We start from the raw sequence: 19,949 nt of genomic DNA on the forward strand, positions 1-19,949 counted from the left end.
AAACAAGGGGACTTCGGTGAAACAGGTTGTGCAGAACTACAAGAGCGGCGAGCTGGCGCTGCTCGACGTGCCGGTGCCGGGGTGCAAGCCGGGCGGTGTGCTGGTACGCACCGCCTACTCGCTGATATCCACCGGGACCGAGCTCATGAAGGTCTCCGAGGCCGGCATGTCCATGGTGGGCAAGGCCCGCTCCCGGCCGGACCAGGTGGCCAAGGTCATGCAGAGCGTGGCCACCAACGGGGTGCCCGCCACCTACCGCAAGGTGATGGGCAAGCTGGACTCCTACACACCGCTGGGCTACTCGCTGTGCGGGGTGGTCGAGCAGGTCGGCACCGGGATCGACGACGTGAAGGTCGGCGATCTCGTGGCCTGCGCCGGCAACGAGCACGCGCTGCACGCCGAGCTGAACTGGGTGCCGAAGAACCTCTACGCCCCGGTGCCGGACGGCCTCGCGCCGCGGCACGCGGCCTTCGGCACCGTCGGGTCGATCGCGATGCAGGGCGTCCGCCAAGGGGAGCCGCAGCTCGGCGAGGTGGCGCTGGTCATCGGCCTCGGACTGATCGGCCAGCTGGTGGTGCAGCTCCTTGTCGCCTCGGGGGCCCGCGTCGTCGGGGCCGACCCCGACCCGGCGCGCTGCGAGCTCGCCGAGCGCCTGGGCGCGGCGGCCTGCGGCGATCCCGCGTCCGCTGCCGTGGAGACCGCCGTCGCCGAACTCACCGGCGGGCACGGCGTCGACCAGGTGTACCTGGCCGCCGGCGGCGGCAGCAACCAGCCCGTCGAGCTGGCCGCCCGCCTCTGCCGGGACCGCGGCCGGGTCGTCGACATCGGCAAGTGCCGCCTGGACCTGCCGTGGAACGCGTACTACGAGAAGGAGCTCGACGTCCGCTTCTCCCGCAGTTACGGCCCCGGGCGCTACGACCCGGAGTACGAGCTCGAGGGGCGGGACTACCCGATCGGCTACGTGCGCTGGACCGAGCGCCGCAACCTGGCGTGCTTCCTCGATCTCGTCGCCCGCGGCAGCGTCGACGTGGAGCCCCTGGTCTCCCACATCGCCGACTTCGACGACGCGGTCGAGACGTACCGGGGCCTGAAGGACGGCGACCTGAAGGCCGTGGCCGTGCTGTTCCGGTACCCCGAACGCGCGGGGGAAGCGGAGGCCCCGGCGGTGGCCGTGCCCACGGTGAACGTGAAGCGGAGTCCGGCCCGTGCCGTCAAGACGCCGGTGCGGCTGGCGTTCGTCGGCGCCGGAAACTACGCGACGTCGATGCTGCTGCCACACCTGGCACAGCGCGACGGCGTCGAGCTGTCGACAGTCGTCACCACGACGGCGCTGTCCGCGGCCAACGCGCAGCGGAAGTTCGGCTTCGCCGAGGCGACCACCGATCTCGACGCCGTGCTCGGTGACAAGTCCATCGACGCGGTGTTCGTGGTCACCCGGCACAGCTCGCACGCCGAACTGACCCGCAGGGCGCTGCTGGCCGGCAAGACGGTGTTCGTGGAGAAGCCGCTGGCCCTCACCGAGGACGAACTGGCCGGCGTGCTCGCGGCGGTGGAGGAGTCCGGCAACGACCGGCTGCAGGTGGGCTTCAACCGCCGGTTCGCGCCGCTGCTGCAGGAGGCCCGGAAGCGGTTCGGCGCCCGGACCGGTCCGGCGAGCCTGCGCTACCTGGTCAACGCGGGCCGGCTGCAGCACGGCAGCTGGTACCTCCAACAGGGCACCGAGGGCTCGCGGTTCGCCGGCGAGGGCGGGCACTTCGTCGACACGGCGAGCTGGCTGCTCGCGGCCGATCCGGTGTCGGTGTACGCGGTCGCCACGTCCGGCAACGAGGACCTGCAGGTCGTGCTGCGCTACCCGGACGGGTCCACCGCCACCATCAGCTACGTCACCACCGGCGCGCCCGGCTTCCCCAAGGAGACGCTGGACCTGGTCGCGGACGGCAAGGTGCTGCGGCTCGACGACTTCGTCCGTGCCTCGGTCCACGGCCGCAAGCGGTGGGTCAGTTCACGGCTGCCCAAGGCCCGCGACAAGGGCCAGTCCGCCGAACTGGCCGCGTTCGTCAAGGCCGTGCGGACCGGCGGTTCGATGCCGGTGCCGCTGGAGTCGCTGGTCGCCACCACGTCGGCCACCCTCGGCGTGCAGGCCTCTCTGGCCGGCGGTGCGCCGGTGACGTTGGCGAGGGCGCGATGACTGTGAGCTCGGGGAATCCGGGCTGGTACCTGCGGCGCCTTTCCCGGATGGGACCGCGGGAGGTCGGCGGCCGGGTGGGCGACGCCGTGCGCAGGCGGCGGTGGCGGTCGGCGCTGCCGGACTGCCCGAGCGTGACCGGCACCCGGTTCACCGCGGTACTGCCCGCCGGGACGATCGCCGCGATACCCCCGGACGCCGCGAAACGTCTCGTCGCCGAGGCGGACCGGCTGATGGACGGGCACGCCGAGTACTTCGGGGTGGTCCGCGACGACCTCGCCGACCCGGACTGGTGGCACGACCCGAAGACCGGGCGCCGGGCTCCGCAGGGCTACGCCTTCGACGTGCCGTACCGGAACGAGGACGCGGTCGGGGACATCAAGCAGATCTGGGAGCCGTCCCGGCATCAGTACCTCACCGTGCTCGCCGCCGCCTACGCGATCACCGGGAACGAGCGGTACGCCGAGCGAGTGGCCGAGCACCTGCGGTCGTGGTGGGAGGCCAACCCGCCGCTGCGCGGCGTGCACTGGATCAGCGGCATCGAGCTGGGCATCCGGCTGCTGTCCTGGGTGTGGATCCGCCGGCTGCTCGACGGCTGGCCGGGCGCGGGCGCTCTGTTCGAGGGCAACCCGGTGGCGCTGAACCAGATCTGGCACCACCAGCGCTGGCTGGCCGCCTTCCCCAGCCGGGGATCTTCGGCGAACAACCACGTCGTCGCCGAGGCCGCCGGACAGTTCGCCGCGGCCTGCGCGTTCGGGTGGTTCCCCTCCTCGGCGCGCCTGCGAGCCGGCGCGCTGCGGTCGCTGGAGCGGCATCTGCGCAGCAACACCTTCCACTCCGGCCTCAACCGCGAGCTGGCCACCGAGTACCACGGACTGGTGCTGGAGCTCGGCCTGGCCGCGGTGGCCGAGGCGGATGCCGCAGGCGTGCCGGTCCCCGCGTCGGTCCGGCTGGTGCTGCTGCGGATGACCGACGCGCTCGCGGCCGTCGTGGACAGCCGGCTGCGGCCGCCGCGTCAGGGGGACGCGGACGACGGGCACGGCCTGGTCGTGGACGGCGCGGGCACCGACCGCTGGGCCTCGCTACTGGCCACCGGGGACGCCGTGTTCGGCCGGCTCGCCTGGTGGCCGGCGGTGACCGGCACCGATGTGCGCACCCCGCTGCTGGCCGCGCTCATCCAGCCCTGCTCGAAAGATGGAACCGCACCGGCAGTGTCCCGCCCGGCAAGCCGGCCGGCCCATTTCGCCGACGCGGGCATGACCATCCTGCGTGGTCCGGCAACGAGTCCCGGGGAGATCTGGTGCCGCTGCGACGGCGGCCCGCACGGCTTCCTGTCCATCGCCGCGCACGCCCACGCGGACGCGCTGTCCGTGGAGGTCCGGCACGACGGGGTCGACGTGCTCGCCGACCCGGGGACGTTCTGCTACCACGGGCAGCCCGAGTGGCGGCAGTACTTCCGTTCGACCCTGGGCCACAACACCCTTCAGTTGGACGGCGCCGACCAGTCCGTCTCCGGCGGCCCGTTCCTGTGGACCCGGCATGCCCGCAGCCGCGTCCTGGTCGCGGACACATCCGGCGCCTTTGACGGGGGGACGGCCCGCTGGTGCGCCGAGCACGACGGCTACGAGCGCTCCGTGCACCGCCGCCGGGTGGAGCTGACGGCCGAGAGCCAGGAGCTGAGGGTGGTCGACGAGGTGCGCGGCCCCCACCGGGCCGAGGTGCACCTGGCGTTCCACCTCGGCCCGGCGATCGTCGCGGACCTGGTGGGGAACCGGGCAGTGCTCACCTGGACCCGGGACGGCGAGGACCGCTCCGCCGTACTCGAGCTGCCCGGGCAGCTGTCCTGGCGGGCGCATCGCGGCGAGTGCGACCCGCCGCTGGGCTGGTACTCCGCCGGTTTCGGACGCAAGGAACCCGCCACCACGCTGGTCGGCACCGGCTTCGCCGATGGCACGCAGGGGTTCATCACCGCACTCAGGTTCCGCGGCTAGGGGGGAAGGACGCTTGGGAATCAAGTCGCGGCACTGGGCGTTGCCGACGGCACCGCTGGCGCTGGCGCTGGCGCTGGCCGTGGCGTCGGCGACCGGCTGTGCGAGCACGCCGGGCGTGCGGCAGAAGCCGACCGCCGCGCCGGCCACGTCCGTGGCCCGGGTGTGTGCCAGGCCCGCGGCCGGGCCGGCGAAGGCGCCGGCGGGCGCGGTGACGGTCGACCCCGCGGTGATCGGTGACCTGGCTGCGAAGACCCTGAGCAGCCCCCCGAACACCACGTTCTGGCTTCGACCGGGCACGCACAGGCTCGAGCCGGGCCGCTACGACCAGGTCCTCCCCAAGGAGGGGGACAGCTACCTCGGCGCGCCCGGCGCGGTGCTCGACGGCCGGAAGAAGAACCAGTACGCGTTCGGCGGCACCGCCGGCGATGTCACCATCCGCTATCTGACCGTGCAGGGTTTCGTGGCGCCGCACGACGAGGGCGTGGTCAACCACGACTCGGCCGACGGGTGGGTGATCGAGCACGCGAAGATCCAGTACAACTCCGGCGCCGGGATGATGGCCGGTGCCCGCCAGCGGGTCCGCGCCAGCTGCCTGCGCGACAACGGACAGTACGGCATCAACGGGTACAAGGCAGGCGACTCCATCCGCGGCCTGGTGGTCGAGGGCAACGAGATCGTGGGCAACAACACCGACGACTGGGAGCGGCGGCAGCCGGGCTGCGGCTGCACCGCGGGCGCCAAGTTCTGGGCCGTCAACGGCGCGGACATACGCGGCAACTGGGTGCACGACAACCGCGGAGCCGGGTTGTGGGCGGACACGAACGACAACGACTTCCTCATCGAGGACAACGTCATCGAGGCCAACGACGGTGCCGCGCTGATCTTCGAGACCAGCTACAACGCGGTCATCCGGGGGAACACGATCCGGCGCAACAACTGGGTCGAGGGCCGCGGTTCGGCCGACAGCGGCGACGACTTCCCGTTCGCGACCGTCTACGTGTCCGAAGCCGGCGGCGAACCACGGGTCAAAGCCCGCACGGACAAGATCGAGATCTACCGGAACGTGCTGGAGAACAACTGGAACGGGATCACCCTGTGGGAAAGCGCCGACCGGTTCTGCAACAGCCCGGTCAACACCTCCTCCGACTACTGCACATTGCTGGTACGGGACACCCACCGCTGCACACAGCCGGCGATCGCCACCGCACCGCTCTACGCCGACTGCCGGTGGAAGACCCAGCGGGTGGACATCCACGACAACCGCTTCGTGCTGGACAAGTCCGTCGTCGGTTGCACGGCGAGGTGCGACCGAATGGCGGTGCTGGCCGACGACGGCACCTCTCCGGACTGGTCGCCGTACAAGGGCGGGCGGGTGGCCGAGGCGATCACCCGCACGCAGCACAACCGCTGGCACGACAACGTCTACGTCGGGCCATGGAAGTTCGTGGTCCACGACCCGGGCCGGGTGCTCGACTCCCGGCAGTGGAAGGCCATGCCGTACCGGCAGGACGCGGGCAGCACCTTCGGCCCACGGGCGGGTGGTTGAGATGGAAGGGGATCTGACGCGCACGGCCCGCACACCGCGGACCGTCGGGATCGCCTGGGCACTGCTGGGCCTCAACGTGCTCGGCTCCGCCGGGGCGAAGACCATCGTCCCGCTGCCCCGCTCCCTCATCCAGTTGGTCACCATGGGCGCGCTGGCCGCCGCGTTCACGCTGGCGCTCGCACTCAATCCCCGGCTGCGCATCCGGGCCAGCGCCTTCTTGTTCCTGCTCACCCTGCTGCTGGTGCCGAGCGTGATCGCCAGCGTGCACCTGGAGTCCGGGTTCGGCTCGCTGTTCCGCTGCGCCAGGCTGGCTCTCTTCAGCGGCACGCTGTGGCTGCTGAGCCGCTGGTGGGACGGCAACCTGACGTTCGTCCGATACCACATCCGGATGTACTTCGCGGCGCTCGGGACGGCAGCCGCCGGCCTGGTCATCTCGCCGGGCGCGGCCATGCCCGAGCTCTACGGGGGGCGGCTGGTCGGCGCGTTGTGGCCGCTCACCCCGCCGCAGATCGGACAGTACGCCGCAGTGATCATCGGGCTCACCGTGCTGCTCCTCCTGGGCCGCCGGACCGACAGGGCGAGCGCGGCGGTGATCATCGTGCCGTCACTCGTCCTGCTCGCGCTGAGCCATACCCGGACGGCCACGGTCGGCCTGCTCATCGGGTTGCTGCTGGCCATCGGCTCGCTCGTCCTGACCAGCGCCGCCGCCCGCCGGTTCTTCGCCTGGGCCGTGCTGTGCGCCACGGTGGCCGGGGTGGGGTTCGGCTCCGCGCTGCACGCGTGGTTCCTGCGTGGACAGAGCCAGGAGAACTTCGCCAGCTTCACCGGTCGGGCCAAGGTCTGGGATGCCCTGCTGGCAGCGCCCCGGACGACCGCGGAGAAGCTGTTGGGCACGGGCCTGGGCGACAAGTCGTTCGACGGGCTGCCGATCGACAACAGCTGGCTGGCCGTTTACAACGAGCAGGGTCTGATCGGCGTCACCCTCGTGGCGGCGATCATCATCGTGCTGGGCGCCGTCGCGTTGCTGCGGCCACCGTCGCTGCCGAGGGCCTGCGCGATCTTCCTGATCAGCTACGTCGCGATCTCGTCGTACACCGAGGTCGGGCTGGGCGACGCCTCGGCGTATCTGCTGCATCTGGCCCTGGCCGCCTCGCTGCTGGTGGCACCTGCCGCGGCCACGCCCCTGACGACGCCCCCCTCGACGCCCGAAGTCCCCCGACGACGTGTCCCGGGCTGGATCCGGGACCGGGAGGTGGCCTGAAGCATGCACGTCCTCGTAGTGCACAACCGCTACTCCTCGGCGCAGCCGAGCGGGGAGAACATGGTCGTCGACCGGGAGGTGGGACTGCTGCGCGCGGCCGGCCACCGGGTCGGGGTGTTCGAGCGGCGCAGCGACGACATCGCCGCCCGGTCCCTGCCGGGCAAGGCCGCGGTGCCGCTGCTGGTGCCGTGGAACCCCGCGGTCCGCACAGAGCTCGCCGCCCGGCTTCGCACCGAGCGGCCGGACGTGGTGCACGTCCACAACGTCTTCCCGCTCCTGTCGCCCGCGGTGCTGGCCGCCTGCGCCGACGCCGGCGTGCCCGCCGTCGCCACACTGCACAACTACACCCAGGTCTGCCCGCCCGGCACGCTGAAGCGGGACGGCCGGACGTGCACCGAGTGCGTCGGGTCGGCGGCGGCGCTGCCCGCCGTCCGGCACGGCTGCTACCGGGGCTCCCGGCTGGCGACGGTGCCGCTCGCGGTCAGCCTGTCGGTCAACCGGCGGCGGTGGTGGTCCGGCGTGGAGCGGTTCTTCTGTGTCTCCGCGACGCAGCGCGACGTCCTGGTGCGGGCCGGCATGCCGTCCGAGCGGCTTGCGGTGAAGCACAACTTCGTGCCCGACCCGGGTGCCTGCCGCGCGGGCGCCGGCGAGCAACTGCTCTATCTCGGCCGGCTCGAGGAGGCCAAGGGCATGCGGCTGCTCATGGCCGCGTGGGACGAGATCGCCGCGGACGGCGGTGTGGGCGTGCCGCTCGTGGTCGCCGGCGCGGGGCAGCTGGAGCACGAGGTGACCGCCTGGGCGGGGGGCCGGGACGACGTGCGGTACGTCGGCCTGTACGACGCGGCGGAGTGCCGGCAGGCCCTCGCGCGATCGGTCGCCGTAGTGGCTCCCTCGATGGCCCTGGAGACGTTCGGCCTGGTGATCGCGGAGGCGATGGCGGCGGGGGTCCCGGCGGTCGCCGCCGGTCACGGCGCCTTCGTCGAAATCGTCGAGGACGGGGTGACCGGACTGCTGCACCGGCCGGGCGATCCCGCCTCGCTCGCCTCGTGCCTGCGCCGGATCACGGCCGACCCGGCACGCAACCAGGAGATGGGCCGGGCGGCCAGGCACCGTTACGAGCAGGGTTTCAGCCCGGCCGTCGGGCTGGAGCGCCTGGTGGAGGGGTACCGCACCGCGATCGCGGGTCGGTCAGGCGGCGGGGACGGCCCGCCGCCAGTAGGGGACGAGAGAACTGGCTCGCGACGGGTGCGCCCGCGTGAGCGGGATGGGGGCAGTTGATGACACGATGCCGACTCTGCGGCTCGGAAGCGATGGCGAGCGTCGTCGATCTTGGGGCGACGCCACCGTGTGAGAGCTTTCTCGCCGCGGACCAACTGGACCAGCCGGAGCCGGCGTACCCGCTGCACCTGCGGGTCTGCACCGACTGCTGGCTCGCGCAGATCCCTCCGCTGATCACGCCGGAGGAGACGTTCACGCAGTACGCGTACTTCTCCTCCTACTCGACCTCCTGGGTGGAGCACGCGCGCACATTCGTCACCGACGCCGTGCGGCGGGTGGGTCTCGGCGCCGACGCGTTCGTGGTCGAGGTCGCGAGCAACGACGGGTACCTGCTGAAGCACGTGGTGGACCGGGGGATCCGCTGCCTCGGCATCGAACCGTCGGTGAACGTCGGTGCCGCGGCGCGGGACGCCGGTGTGCCCACACTCACGGAGTTCCTGTCCCCGGACACCGGCTCGGCCGTCCGCGCCGAGCACGGCCCGGCGGACCTGGTCGTGGCCAACAACGTGTACGCGCACATCCCCGACGTGGTCGGGTTCACCCGGGGGCTGCGTGCCCTGGTCGCCGACGACGGCTGGGTCTCCATCGAGGTGCAGCACCTGCTGACCCTGATCGAGGAGAACCAGTACGACACGATCTATCACGAGCACTTCCAGTACTACACGGTCGCGTCCGCGATCCGGGCGCTGGCCAGCGGCGGACTCGCGCTCGTGGACGTCGAGTTGCTGCCCACGCACGGCGGCTCGATCCGTTTGTGGGCCCGGCCGGCCGAGGCGGCCGGCGAGCCGGCCGATGGGGTATCCCCTGCTCTGGGGGCCCCTCCCGGCCGAAGGCTGGGGGAGGAGTCGAGAGCTTGGGGAAGGGTGGCCGACGTGCTGGCCCGGGAGAAGGCCGCCGGACTGCAGGAGCTGTCGGGTTACGCCGAGTTCTCGGCTCGGGTGGCCAAGGTGCGCCGGGACCTCCTGCGGTTCCTCATCGAGGCGGCCGAGCGCGGCGAGACGGTCGTCGGCTACGGCGCCCCGGGCAAGGGCAACACCCTGCTCAACCACTGCGGCATCCGCCCCGACCTGCTTGCGTACACGGTCGACCGCAATCCCTACAAGCACGGCCGGTTCACCCCGGGCACCCGCATCCCGATCCTGCCGCCCGAGCAGATAGCCGCCGACAAACCGGACTACGTCCTCGTCCTCCCGTGGAACCTGCGGGCCGAACTGGTCGAGCAGCTGTCCTTCGTGCACGACTGGGGCGGCCGCCTTGTCTTTCCCATCCCGGAACTGAGCATTGTCGAGGTCGAGTCATGAAGGTCGTTCTGTTCTGCGGCGGTTACGGGATGCGGATGCGCAGCGGCGCCGCGGACGACGTGCCCAAGCCGATGGCGATGGTCGGCCCCCGGCCGCTGATCTGGCACGTCATGCGCTACTACGCGCACTTCGGGCACACGGAGTTCATCCTGTGCCTCGGGTACGGGGCGCACCACATCAAGGACTTCTTCCTCAACTACGAGGAGACGACGTCCAACGACTTCGTGCTGCGGGGCGGGCGGACCGAGCTGCTGTCCACCGACATCGCCGACTGGACGATCACGTTCGCGCAGACCGGCATCGAGTCACCGATCGGGGAACGGCTGCGCCGGGTGCGGCACCACCTGGACGGCGACGAGATGTTCCTCGCCAACTACGCCGACGTGCTCACCGATGCCCCGCTGCCGGAGATGATCGACCGGTTCGCCCGGCGCGACGCCGGTGCGTCGATGATGGTGGTGCCGCCGCAGTCCTCGTTCCACTGCGTGGACCTGGGCGAGGACGGCCTGGTGGGCGGTATCACCGCGGTGAGCGAACTGCCGCTGTGGGAGAACGGCGGCTACTTCGTGCTCCGCCAGGAGGTCTTCGACCACATCCCGGAGAACGGGGACCTGGTCGCCGACGGATGCGCCCAACTGGCCAAACGCGGACGGTTGGTGGCGCATCAGCACCGCGGCTTCTGGAAGCCGACCGACACCGTGAAGGAGCGGGCCGCGCTCGACGCCGGCTACGCCCGGGGCGAGCGCCCGTGGGCCGTGTGGGAACGGGACGGCGTCGCTGTGGGGACCGCGTGATCCGGCTCGGGGCCGGGAGCCTGGACCGGATCGTCGCGGTGGGTGCGCACTGCGACGACATCACCATCGGCGCCGGTGGCACGCTGCTGACGATGTGCCTCGCGCGGCCGGGCATCCGCGTCGACGCGCTGGTGCTCTCCGGTGGTGGCGGCGAGCGGGAGCAGGAGGAGCAGGCCGCGCTCGCCGCCTTCTGCCCGGGCGCCGAACTGCGCCTCACCGTGCACAAGTTGCCGGACGGGCGGCTGCCCGCGCACTGGGACGAGGCCAAGGCCGCGGTCGAGGAACTGCGCGCGGGGACGGAGCCGGACCTCGTGCTGGCCCCGCGCACCGACGACGCGCACCAGGATCACCGCGGCCTGGCGAAGCTGATACCCACCGCGTTCCGCGACCACCTCGTGCTCGGCTACGAGATCGTCAAGTGGGACGGCGATCTCGGCCGTCCGGCGGCCTACCAGCCGCTGTCGCCAAAGATCGCCGAACAGAAGGTGCGGCTGCTGCAGGAGCACTACCCCTCGCAACGGCACCGGCCCTGGTACGACCGCGAGGCCTTCCTCGGCCTCGCCCGAATCCGCGGCATCGAATGCCAGGCGCGCTACGCCGAGGCGTTCGCCGTCACCAAACTCACTCTCGACCTGGGGGATTGAACCTTGCGCGTACTGCTGACCGGGCACCAGGGCTACCTGGGCACCGTGATGGCCCCGGTCCTCGCGGCCGCCGGGCACGAGGTCGTCGGTCTCGACGCCGGCCTGTTCGCCGACTGCGTCCTTGGCCCGACACCCGCGGACCCGCCGGGGCCGCGGGTGGACCTGCGCGACATCACGGCCGACCACGTGGCCGGGGTGGACGCCGTGATCCACCTGGCCGCGCTGTCCAACGACCCGCTGGGCTCGCTGGCGCCGGAGCTCACCTACGACATCAACCACCACGCGTCCGTGCGGCTGGCCCGGCTGGCTCGCGACGCCGGAGTGCGGCGCTTCCTGTACGCGTCGACGTGCTCGGTCTACGGTGCCGCCGGCGGTGACGACCTGGTGGCCGAGGACGCCCCGCTGCGGCCGGTGACACCGTACGCGGAGTCCAAAGTGCGGGTGGAGGACGACCTGCACGCGCTCTCCGACGGCGACTTCAGTCCGGTGTACATGCGCAACGCCACAGCCTTCGGCTATTCACCCCGGCTGCGCGCCGACATCGTGCTGAACAACCTGGTGGGCCACGCGCTCCTGTCCGGCGAGGTGCTGGTGCTCTCCGACGGCACCCCCTGGCGCCCGCTGGTGCACGCCGCCGACATCGCACGGGCCTTCACGGCCGCGCTGACCGCGCCGCGCGAAGCGGTGCACGACCGGGCGTTCAACATCGGCAGCGAGATCAACAACGTCACGGTCGCCGAGATCGCCGAGCAGGTCGCCGAGGCGGTGACCGGCTCGAAGGTGGTGATCACGGGGGAGACGGGTGCCGATCCGCGGTCGTACAGGGTGGACTTCTCCCGGTTCCGCGCCGCGGTGCCCGGCTTCGACTGCGAGTGGACGGTGAAGCAGGGCGCCCTCGAACTCGCCGACGCCTACCGGAAACACGGGCTGACCCGGGAGGACTTCGAGCAACGCTTCACCCGTCTTGCCGTGCTGCGCGCGGCGTCCGACGCCGGCGCCGTCGACGACACCCTGCGGTGGCGCCGGTGACCGACGCCGGCGAAGAGATGCACGCGCTGGTGGAGCGGCTGTACCCGCTGTGCCGGAGCATCACCGGCGACGGTGTGCGCGCCACCCTGAAGATCGTCGGCGAGTACGTCCCGCTGCAGATGCACGAGGTGCCGACCGGGACCCAGGTGCTCGACTGGACGGTGCCGCAGGAGTGGAACATCAAGGACGCGTACATCGCCGACACCGCCGGCCGCCGGGTCGTCGACTTCGCCGCGTCCAGCCTGCACGTGCTCGGCTACAGCGTGCCCGTCTCGGCGACCATGCCGCTGGCCGAGCTTCGCGCGCACCTGCACACCCTGCCGGACCACCCGGCCTGGGTGCCCTACCGCACCAGCTACTACAAGCCGGAATGGGGGTTCTGCCTGGCCCAGGAGACCCTGGACGCGCTGCCGGACGGCGAGTACGAGGTGCGCATCGACTCCACACTCGCGGACGGCCACCTCACCTACGCCGAGCACGTGGTCCCCGGGCACGTCCCCGACGAGGTGATCGTCTCCTGCCACGTCTGCCACCCGTCGCTGGCCAACGACAACCTGGCCGGCATCGCGGTGGCGACGTTCCTGGCCCGGTCACTGGCGGAGCAGACGCCCTACTACACCTACCGGTTCATCTACGCGCCCGGCACCATCGGGGCGATCACCTGGCTGGCCCGCAACGCGGAGCGGATCGACCGGGTCAAGCACGGCCTCGTGCTGGCCTGCGCCGGGGACCCGGGCCGACTGACGTACAAGCAGAGCAGGCGCGGCGACGCGGAGATCGACCGGGTGATGCGGCACGTGCTGCTCGCGTCCGAACGCCCGCACCGTATCGCCGAGTTCACTCCGTACGGCTACGACGAGCGGCAGTTCTGCTCGCCCGGGTTCGATCTCGGCGTGGGCTCGCTCAGCCGGACCCCGTACGCCGGCTACCCCGAGTACCACACCTCGGCGGACAACGTGGATTTCGTCCGCCCGGAGGCGATGGCGGACACGCTCGCCGTCTGCCGCGAGGCATTCGCCGTGCTCGACCGCAACCGGCGGTACCTCAACCTCAGCCCCTACGGCGAACCACAGCTGGGACGGCGTGGGTTGTACGACTCGCTCGGCGGCCGCAGCGACGCGAAGCAGGCCCAGATGGCCATGCTCTGGGTGCTGAGCCTCTCCGACGGCGAGCACAGTCTGCTGGACGTCACCGAGCGGTCCGGGCTGCCGTTCAGCGCCGTCGCCGACGCGGCCGACGCCCTGTGCGGCGCCGAACTGATCAAGGCGTGACGCCGATGACCATCGAGGGGGAGAAGACGACGGCACGGGCAGGCCCGGCCCGGCATGCCCGGCGGTCCGCCAGGCGGGCCCTCGTCGGCCGGCTGTCCTGGGGACTGGCCGACCAGGCGGCCTCCAGCGTGAGCAACTTCGTGGTGGGCATCTACGTGGCCCGCTCACTGGGAGTGACCGCGTTCGGCGTGTTCAGCCTCGCCTGGGTGACGTACGGCGTGGTGCTCAACGTCTCCCGCGGCCTTGCCACCGATCCGCTCGTGGTGCGCTTCAGCGGCGTGCCGGAGGCGTCCTGGCGCGGGGCGGTCGCCCGGTCGACGGGTACCGCACTCGGCGTCGGTGCCGGCATCGGCGCGGTGTGTCTGGTGGCCGGGCTCGGCCTCGGCGGCCGCGTGGGGCCCGCGTTCGCCGCCCTCGGCGTCACGCTGCCGGGGCTGCTGCTGCAGGACGCCTGGCGGTTCTCGTTCTTCGCCGCCGGCGCCGGGCGGAAGGCGTTCGTCAACGACGTCGTGTGGGGCGTCGCACTCGTCCCGGCCATGGTGGTGGCGGCCCGTGTGGGCAGCGTGGCCGCGTTCGTGCTCGCCTGGGGTGCGTCCGCCACGGTGGCGGCGGGGTACGGCTACCTCCAGTCCGGCATCCGGTCCCGGATGACCGAGGCGCGCGGGTGGCTTCGCGAGCAGCGCGACCTCGGCTACCGGTACCTGGTCGAGAACGTCAGCCTCAGTGGCGCGAGTCAGCTGCGGGCCTACGGACTCGGCGCGATCGTCGGGGTCGGCGCGGTGGGTGCGGTGCGGGGCGCCGAGCTCCTGCTCGGCCCGTTCCTCGCGGTGCTGATGGGTCTTTCGCTGGTCACCGTCCCGGAGGCGGCACGGGTGCTGCGGCGGGCCCCGCACCGGCTCGGCACGTTCTGCCTCCTGCTGGGCGGGGGACAGGCCGCCGGTGCGCTGGTCTGGGGCACGGCGCTGCTCCTGATGCCGGGCCGGCTCGGCGAGTTGGTGCTCGGCAGCGTCTGGCACTCCGCTTCACAGCTCATCGTGCCGATCACCCTCGGCGTCGCGGGCGCCGGCCTCGGCACCGGCGCGGCGGCCGGTCTGCGTGCGCTCGGCGCGGCCCGGCGCAGCCTGCGCTGTCAGCTGTTCGCCTCCACCTGCTACGTCAGCGGCGGGCTCGGCGGGGCGGCAGCCGCCGGCACCGTCGGCTCGGCCTGGGGTGTCGCCGCCGCGACCGTCAGCGGCTCGGCCCTGTGGTGGCTGCAACTGCGGTCCGCCCTGCGCGAGCGCCACCAGAATCCCATCCCCGAAGTGAGGACCTCATGACCGCCCAACCCAGGCTGAGCATCGGCCTGCCCGTCTACAACGGCGAGGAGTACCTGGCCGAGTCGCTCGACGCCCTGCTCGGGCAGACCTACGAGGACTTCGAGCTGGTCATCTCCGACAACGCCTCGACCGACGGGACCGGGGACATCTGCCGCCGGTACGCCGCGCGGGACTCGCGCATCCGCTACCTCCGGCTGCCCCGGAACATCGGCGCCGCGCCGAACCACAACCACGTGTTCACCGAGTGTCGCGGCGAGCTGTTCAAGTGGGCCTCGCACGACGACCTGTACGCCCGGGACCTGCTGCGGCGCTGCGTTCAGGCGCTGGACGAGCGGCCGGACGTGATCCTCGCGCACGCCGACCAGGCGGTCATCGACGGCGACGGCCAGGTGAAGGTCCCGTACGAGTACGGGCTCGCCACCGGCTCACCGCACCCTCCGGAGCGCTTCCGAAGCATGCTGTTCGAGCCCGGTGGCGACGACTTCTACGGGGTGATGCGGGCCGACGTGCTGCGCCGGGTCAAGCCGCTCGACAGCTACCATCACGCGGACCGCACGTTCGTCACCGAGATCGGCCTGCACGGTCCCTTCCACCAGGTGCCGGAACTGCTGTACTTCCGTCGCGACCATCCCACCCGCGCCGAGCGGGCGAACCCTTCCAAGCGCTCCCGGTGCGTCAACCTGGACCCGCGACGGGCAGGCCCGCTGCACCCGACACCGCGGCTGCTCGCCGAGTACGTCTGGGGCTTCGTCGCGGCGATCCGGCGGGCGCCGTTGTCCCCGTCCGACCGGCGCGCGTGCTACCGCCACCTGGCCGCATGGATGACCAGCCGGGCCCGGCCTGGCGCCGGCGAGCGGGTCGAGGACCGCGTCCCGGTCGACCCGGGCCCGCTCACCGTCTCCGTCGACGCCCTCGTCGCCGGCCGTGAGGGGAGGCAGGCATGACGTCCGCGGACAAGGCCCCCGTGCGGGTCGGGGTGTTCGGCCTGCTCGGCTCGGGCAACCTCGGCAACGACGGATCGCTCGAGGCCGTGCTCGGGTACCTCCGCGCCGAGCACCCGGAGGCGGTCGTGGACGCGCTGTGCGGCGGACCCGAGGCCGTGGCAGCCCGGTTCGGGATCCCCGCGACACGGCTGCACTGGTACCGCGGGGAGTACCGGACCGCGTCACGTGCGGGCGCGATCGCGGCCAAGGGTCTGGGCAAACTTGTGGACGCCGTCCGCACCGCTGCCTGGGTGCGCCGACACGACGTGGTGATCGTGCCGGGCATGGGCGTCCTTGAGGCCACGCTGCCGCTGCGGCCGTGGGGCTTCCCGTACGCGCTGTTCCTGCTCTGCGCGTCCGGCCGGCTGTTTCGCACCCGGGTCGCGCTGGTCAGCGTCGGTGCCGCCGCGATCGGCAACCGGCCGACCCGAACCCTGGTGCGCTGGTCGGCGCGGCTGGCCACGTACCGCTCGTACCGGGACACCCAGTCCCGCGACGCGATGCGGGCGATGGGCGTGGACACCGCGCGCGACGAGGTCTACCCGGACCTCGCGTTCTCCCTGCCGACGCCACGGGCGAGCACGCCCTCGGGGTCGCCCGGCCCGGTCTGCGTCGGCGTCATGGCCTTCCACGGCGGAAACGACGACCGCGCCCGGGCCGAGGAGATCCACCGGCGCTACCTCGACGGGACAACTCGCTTCGTCCGCGCACTGGTCGACGACGGAAGGCCGGTCCGGCTGCTCACCGGCGACAAGGTCGACGCGCCGGTGGTCGCCGCGATCCTCGACGCGGTGGACTCGCCGCTGGTCACCGCTGCCGAGACGTCCTCACTCGCCGACCTGATGAAGGAGACGGCGGCTGCCGACACCGTGGTGGCGATCCGGTACCACAACCTGATCTGCGCGCTGAAGGCCGGCACTCCGACGCTCGCACTCAGCTACGCGGCGAAGAGCGAGGCGCTCATGGCCCGGATGGGGCTTGGCGCTTACTGTCACCCGGCTCGCGAGGTGGACGCCGACCGGCTGCTCGACCAGTTCCGGGCGCTGGAGCAGCGATCGGCCGAGCTGCGGCAGACCCTCACCGAGAAGAACCTGACCGCCCGCCGGCAACTCGAGCACCAGTTCACCGCCCTGACCGCGGCTCTGTTCCCGGCGACCGACCACGCCCACGCCATGCAGGAGGCTCCATGAAGGCGACCGAAGTCCCGGCGATCGCCGGCGCGTACCTGTTCGAGCCGACGCCGTACGCCGACGAGCGCGGCTTCTTCTGCCGCACCTTCGACGCCGACGTGGTCCGCTCGGTGGGGCTCGACCCGAACACCTTCGTCCAGGACAGCGTGTCCCGCTCGGTCCGCGGCGTCCTGCGCGGCCTGCACCTGCGCTCCGGCGCCGGCGAGGCCAAGCTGGTGCGGTGCTCGTACGGGAGGATCTTCGACGTCGTCGTGGACCTGCGGACGGACTCGCCGACGTACCGCAACGTGGCCTCCTTCGAGCTGTCCGGCGAGACGCAGGTGACCCTGTACATCCCGGCGGGGTGCGCGCACGGCTTCCAGGCGCTGACCGAAACCGCCGACACCTCGTACCGGATCGACCGCCCGCACGATCCCGCCGAGGACGTGACGATCGCCTTCGACGACCCGGAGCTCGACATTCCCTGGCCGCTGCCGGTCACATCGATGTCCCAGCGGGACCGGGAGGCGCCGAGCCTCGCCGAGGCCCTGCAGCAATGCGAGAAGTGAGGTCGGCGTTGGACACCGAACACACCGAAGGGGCCGAGGAGTTCCTCCTGCCCCGGTCGCGGAGGGCGAACGAGCGGCTGCACGCCGTGATCCCTGGAGGCGCGCACACCTACGCCAAGGGCGACGACCAGTACCCCGACAACCTGGCCCCGGTCATCAGCCACGGACGCGGTGCCCATGTGTGGGACATCGACGGCAACCGCTACATCGAGTACGGCTCCGGCCTGCGGTCGGTCAGCCTCGGCCACGCCCATCCACGCGTGATCGAGGCGGTGCGGCGGGAACTCGACCGCGGCGGCAACTTCGTCCGGCCGTCCATCGTGGAGGTCGAGGCCGCGGAACGCTTCCTGGCCACGGTGCCGACCGCGGAAATGGTGAAGTTCGCGAAGAACGGCTCCGACGTCACCACCGCCGCGGTGCGCCTCGCCCGCGCCGTCACCGGGCGTCCGCGGGTGGCCGTCTGCGGCGACCATCCGTTCTTCTCCGTCGACGACTGGTTCATCGGCACCACTCCGATGTCCGCCGGTGTTCCTGCGGCGACCACCGAGCTCACCGTGGCGTTCCCGTACGGGGACCTGGCCGCCACGGAGGAGCTGCTCACCCGGTACCAGGACGAGGTCGCCTGCCTGATCCTCGAACCCGCCGGCCACACCGAGCCACCGCCCGGCTACCTCGCCGGCCTGCGCGAGCTGGCCGACCGGCACGGCAGCGTACTGATCTTCGACGAGATGATCACCGGCTTCCGCTGGTCAGAGGCGGGCGCCCAGGGTCTGTACGGCGTCGTCCCCGACCTCTCCACGTTCGGCAAGGCGCTGGGCAACGGATGCGCCGTCTCCGCGCTGGCCGGGCGCCGCGAGCTGATGGAGCGGGGCGGGCTGCGTCACCCCGGCGACCGGGTGTTCCTTCTGTCCACCACGCACGGTGCGGAGACGCACTCCCTGGCAGCCGCGATGGCCGTGCAGGCCACCTACGTCGAGGAGGGCATCACCGCGCGGCTGCACGCCCTCGGCGAGCGGCTGGCCGCCGGTGTCCGGAATGCCGCGGCCGACATGGGCGTCGGCGATCACGTCGTCGTCCGGGGCCGGGCCAGCAACCTGGTCTTCGCCACCCTCGACGAGAACCGGCAGCCGTCGCAGGAGTACCGCACCCTGTTCCTGCGCCGCCTCCTCGCGGGCGGAGTGCTGGCCCCGTCGTTCGTGGTGAGCAGCGCACTTGACGACGCCGACATCGACCGCACCGTCGACGTGGTGGCCCAGGCATGTGCGGTGTACCGAAAGGCGCTGGACGCCGGCGACCCCACCCCTTGGCTGGCCGGGCGACCGGTGAAGCCCGTGTTCCGCCGCTTGGCGTGACGTGAGGTGACGCGACGTACGTGACGCGACGTCAGCGTCGTACCCGCCGACCGACGTCGGCCCTCCGGTCGTCGATCCGATCGTTGATCCGGTCGGCGATCCGGTCGACCAGCCACGCGGTCGCGGGAACAACCGCCAGCGCGGTGCACCAGCCGCCGAGGACGTCGGTCGGGTAGTGCGCGCCCAGAGCGACCTGCGCCCACCCCATCGCGGCGCCGGCAACCAGGGCCGCGGCGAGCACGAGTGACGTGCCGGCCGTCCTTCCGAGGCCGAGCCGGCCGGTCGCGAGCAGCGCCACCACGAGGGCGAGCGCGGTGGCGAAGGCGGTGTGCCCGCTCGGGTAGGACAGGTGCCCGCCGTGGATGGTGCGTCCCACCAGGGACTTGAGCAGTGTCGTCGTGCCCACGGTCACGCCGGCCCCGGCAACGACGAGCACCGCTGTGCGAGGACGCCGCAGCAGAAGGCAGGCCGTGACGATGGCCGCGACCAGCGTGGCCGCTCCGGTGGGCTCCCCCAGGAAGTCCATGGCCAGAGCGGCGTGCCGCCACGGCGGCCGCACACTGTCCGCCGTCGGCCGGATGATCCACCTGTCCACCCTGCCGGGCTCGCTGTGGCCGGCGTACAGGACTCCGAGCGCGACGACCACCAGCACGGCTAGGGCCGCGATCGGCCCGAGCCACACGCGCAGCGACGGGGGCAGCGCCGCGTGCGCCGGCCGGCCGGTCACACGCCCACCGCTTCCGGTCGACCCGCGGTAGTGACCTTGACCTTCGTGCCTGCCGTGCGCAGCGTCAGGCGTCGCGGGATGACGCCGCCGCCGTGCCGACGGCGGTCGTGCCCCGCAAGAACGGCCCACTGCCGCCCGCCGACATGGCGGGGATCGTCCACCTGCACGGGCTGCGCGGCCGGATCGGGCAAGATGATGAACCCGTCAAGCACGAACTGGGCCAGGCCGACTTCCAGTTCCGCTCCTGCCAGGCGATCCAACGCGAGCCCCCTGTTTCGTAGCGTCCCCGAAGCCAGATCTATCATCTTGGCGTACGGAGACATACGAGCAGTGCCAAAAACAGCTTCGCAAAAAAAGGGTCTGCTGCACGATCGGGTGACATCTGAACGCGGTTCCTGGCCCGGGACGTTGACAGCGCGCTGCCCCTCGACCCGCACGTTCATCCCGCGCTTCTTCTGTTTCTGTCCCTTCGCCGCCGGCCACCGTGCCCTTGGCCACCCATCCGGTGTCGAGCGTCGGCGGCGTCGTGTTCG

17 protein-coding genes are annotated in these 19,949 nt (G+C 71.9%); 15 read left to right on the forward strand and 2 right to left on the reverse strand.

Features of this window, described 5'->3' with window-relative positions; translation table 11 throughout:
- Nucleotides 1-16 precede the first annotated feature (16 nt).
- Genes ACWD5D_RS22825 through ACWD5D_RS22895 form a run of 15 tightly spaced genes read left to right on the forward strand, consistent with a single transcriptional unit; the run spans nt 17 to nt 18,689 of the window.
- Nucleotides 17-2,188 (forward strand): bi-domain-containing oxidoreductase, encoded by a 2,172-nt coding sequence (locus ACWD5D_RS22825; RefSeq protein ID WP_451374572.1) that lies wholly within the window; start codon nt 17-19, stop codon nt 2,186-2,188.
- Entirely contained in the window at nt 2,185-4,176 is a 1,992-nt protein-coding gene (locus ACWD5D_RS22830) for an alginate lyase family protein (protein WP_451374573.1), read from the forward strand. Before ACWD5D_RS22825 ends, ACWD5D_RS22830 begins: the two co-directional genes overlap by 4 nt.
- Before the next feature lie 13 nt (nt 4,177-4,189).
- A complete protein-coding gene (locus tag ACWD5D_RS22835) occupies nt 4,190-5,722 on the forward strand; it encodes a right-handed parallel beta-helix repeat-containing protein (protein WP_451374574.1) in 1,533 nt (510 codons plus the stop codon).
- A 1-nt stretch (nt 5,723) separates the two neighbouring features.
- Nucleotides 5,724-6,983 (forward strand): O-antigen ligase domain-containing protein, encoded by a 1,260-nt coding sequence (locus ACWD5D_RS22840; protein ID WP_451374575.1) that lies wholly within the window; start codon nt 5,724-5,726, stop codon nt 6,981-6,983.
- Between the two features lie 3 nt (nt 6,984-6,986).
- Complete coding sequence (locus ACWD5D_RS22845) at nt 6,987-8,261, forward strand: glycosyltransferase (protein ID WP_451374576.1); 1,275 nt, start codon at nt 6,987-6,989, stop codon at nt 8,259-8,261.
- The gene (locus ACWD5D_RS22850; protein ID WP_451374577.1) at nt 8,261-9,562 is read left to right on the forward strand and encodes a class I SAM-dependent methyltransferase; all 1,302 of its coding nucleotides are present in this window, start codon (nt 8,261-8,263) and stop codon (nt 9,560-9,562) included. Before ACWD5D_RS22845 ends, ACWD5D_RS22850 begins: the two co-directional genes overlap by 1 nt.
- The gene (locus tag ACWD5D_RS22855; protein WP_451374578.1) at nt 9,559-10,356 is read left to right on the forward strand and encodes a glucose-1-phosphate cytidylyltransferase; all 798 of its coding nucleotides are present in this window, start codon (nt 9,559-9,561) and stop codon (nt 10,354-10,356) included. Before ACWD5D_RS22850 ends, ACWD5D_RS22855 begins: the two co-directional genes overlap by 4 nt.
- Entirely contained in the window at nt 10,353-11,000 is a 648-nt protein-coding gene (locus ACWD5D_RS22860) for a PIG-L deacetylase family protein (RefSeq protein WP_451374579.1), read from the forward strand. The genes ACWD5D_RS22855 and ACWD5D_RS22860 overlap by 4 nt, the downstream gene beginning before the upstream one ends.
- Before the next feature lie 3 nt (nt 11,001-11,003).
- The gene (locus tag ACWD5D_RS22865) at nt 11,004-12,029 is read left to right on the forward strand and encodes an NAD-dependent epimerase/dehydratase family protein (protein ID WP_451374580.1); all 1,026 of its coding nucleotides are present in this window, start codon (nt 11,004-11,006) and stop codon (nt 12,027-12,029) included.
- Nucleotides 12,017-13,300, forward strand: a complete 1,284-nt coding sequence (locus ACWD5D_RS22870) for a DUF4910 domain-containing protein (RefSeq protein ID WP_451374581.1) — start codon at nt 12,017-12,019, stop codon at nt 13,298-13,300. Before ACWD5D_RS22865 ends, ACWD5D_RS22870 begins: the two co-directional genes overlap by 13 nt.
- 5 nt (nt 13,301-13,305) lie before the next feature.
- Entirely contained in the window at nt 13,306-14,616 is a 1,311-nt protein-coding gene (locus tag ACWD5D_RS22875; protein WP_451374582.1) for a hypothetical protein, read from the forward strand.
- The gene (locus ACWD5D_RS22880; RefSeq protein WP_451374583.1) at nt 14,613-15,560 is read left to right on the forward strand and encodes a glycosyltransferase family 2 protein; all 948 of its coding nucleotides are present in this window, start codon (nt 14,613-14,615) and stop codon (nt 15,558-15,560) included. The genes ACWD5D_RS22875 and ACWD5D_RS22880 overlap by 4 nt, the downstream gene beginning before the upstream one ends.
- Entirely contained in the window at nt 15,557-16,789 is a 1,233-nt protein-coding gene (locus ACWD5D_RS22885; RefSeq protein WP_451374584.1) for a polysaccharide pyruvyl transferase family protein, read from the forward strand. The genes ACWD5D_RS22880 and ACWD5D_RS22885 overlap by 4 nt, the downstream gene beginning before the upstream one ends.
- Nucleotides 16,786-17,337: a dTDP-4-dehydrorhamnose 3,5-epimerase gene (gene rfbC / locus ACWD5D_RS22890; RefSeq protein WP_451374585.1), complete on the forward strand. Its 552-nt coding sequence runs from the start codon at nt 16,786-16,788 to the stop codon at nt 17,335-17,337. Before ACWD5D_RS22885 ends, rfbC begins: the two co-directional genes overlap by 4 nt.
- The gene (locus ACWD5D_RS22895) at nt 17,325-18,689 is read left to right on the forward strand and encodes a glutamate-1-semialdehyde 2,1-aminomutase (protein ID WP_451374586.1); all 1,365 of its coding nucleotides are present in this window, start codon (nt 17,325-17,327) and stop codon (nt 18,687-18,689) included. Before rfbC ends, ACWD5D_RS22895 begins: the two co-directional genes overlap by 13 nt.
- Before the next feature lie 31 nt (nt 18,690-18,720).
- Here ACWD5D_RS22895 and ACWD5D_RS22900 read toward each other — a convergent pair whose 3' ends face one another.
- Both ACWD5D_RS22900 and ACWD5D_RS22905 read right to left on the reverse strand, forming a co-directional pair.
- Complete coding sequence (locus ACWD5D_RS22900; RefSeq protein ID WP_451374587.1) at nt 18,721-19,416, reverse strand: phosphatase PAP2 family protein; 696 nt, start codon at nt 19,414-19,416, stop codon at nt 18,721-18,723.
- Nucleotides 19,413-19,676: a hypothetical protein gene (locus ACWD5D_RS22905; RefSeq protein WP_451374588.1), complete on the reverse strand. Its 264-nt coding sequence runs from the start codon at nt 19,674-19,676 to the stop codon at nt 19,413-19,415. The genes ACWD5D_RS22900 and ACWD5D_RS22905 overlap by 4 nt, the downstream gene beginning before the upstream one ends.
- Nucleotides 19,677-19,949: the final 273 nt, after the last annotated feature.

Source organism: Streptomyces sp. NPDC002520, from assembly GCF_053595235.1.

Coding starts and splice junctions, on each gene's coding strand:
- ACWD5D_RS22880 (WP_451374583.1), top strand. CDS start 14,613: ATGACCGCCCAACCCAGGCTGAGCATCGGCCTGCCCGTCTACAACGGC.
- ACWD5D_RS22875 (WP_451374582.1), top strand. CDS start 13,306: ATGACCATCGAGGGGGAGAAGACGACGGCACGGGCAGGCCCGGCCCGG.
- ACWD5D_RS22885 (WP_451374584.1), top strand. CDS start 15,557: ATGACGTCCGCGGACAAGGCCCCCGTGCGGGTCGGGGTGTTCGGCCTG.
- ACWD5D_RS22840 (WP_451374575.1), top strand. CDS start 5,724: ATGGAAGGGGATCTGACGCGCACGGCCCGCACACCGCGGACCGTCGGG.
- ACWD5D_RS22850 (WP_451374577.1), top strand. CDS start 8,261: ATGACACGATGCCGACTCTGCGGCTCGGAAGCGATGGCGAGCGTCGTC.
- ACWD5D_RS22830 (WP_451374573.1), top strand. CDS start 2,185: ATGACTGTGAGCTCGGGGAATCCGGGCTGGTACCTGCGGCGCCTTTCC.
- ACWD5D_RS22855 (WP_451374578.1), top strand. CDS start 9,559: ATGAAGGTCGTTCTGTTCTGCGGCGGTTACGGGATGCGGATGCGCAGC.
- rfbC (WP_451374585.1), top strand. CDS start 16,786: ATGAAGGCGACCGAAGTCCCGGCGATCGCCGGCGCGTACCTGTTCGAG.
- ACWD5D_RS22845 (WP_451374576.1), top strand. CDS start 6,987: ATGCACGTCCTCGTAGTGCACAACCGCTACTCCTCGGCGCAGCCGAGC.
- ACWD5D_RS22895 (WP_451374586.1), top strand. CDS start 17,325: ATGCGAGAAGTGAGGTCGGCGTTGGACACCGAACACACCGAAGGGGCC.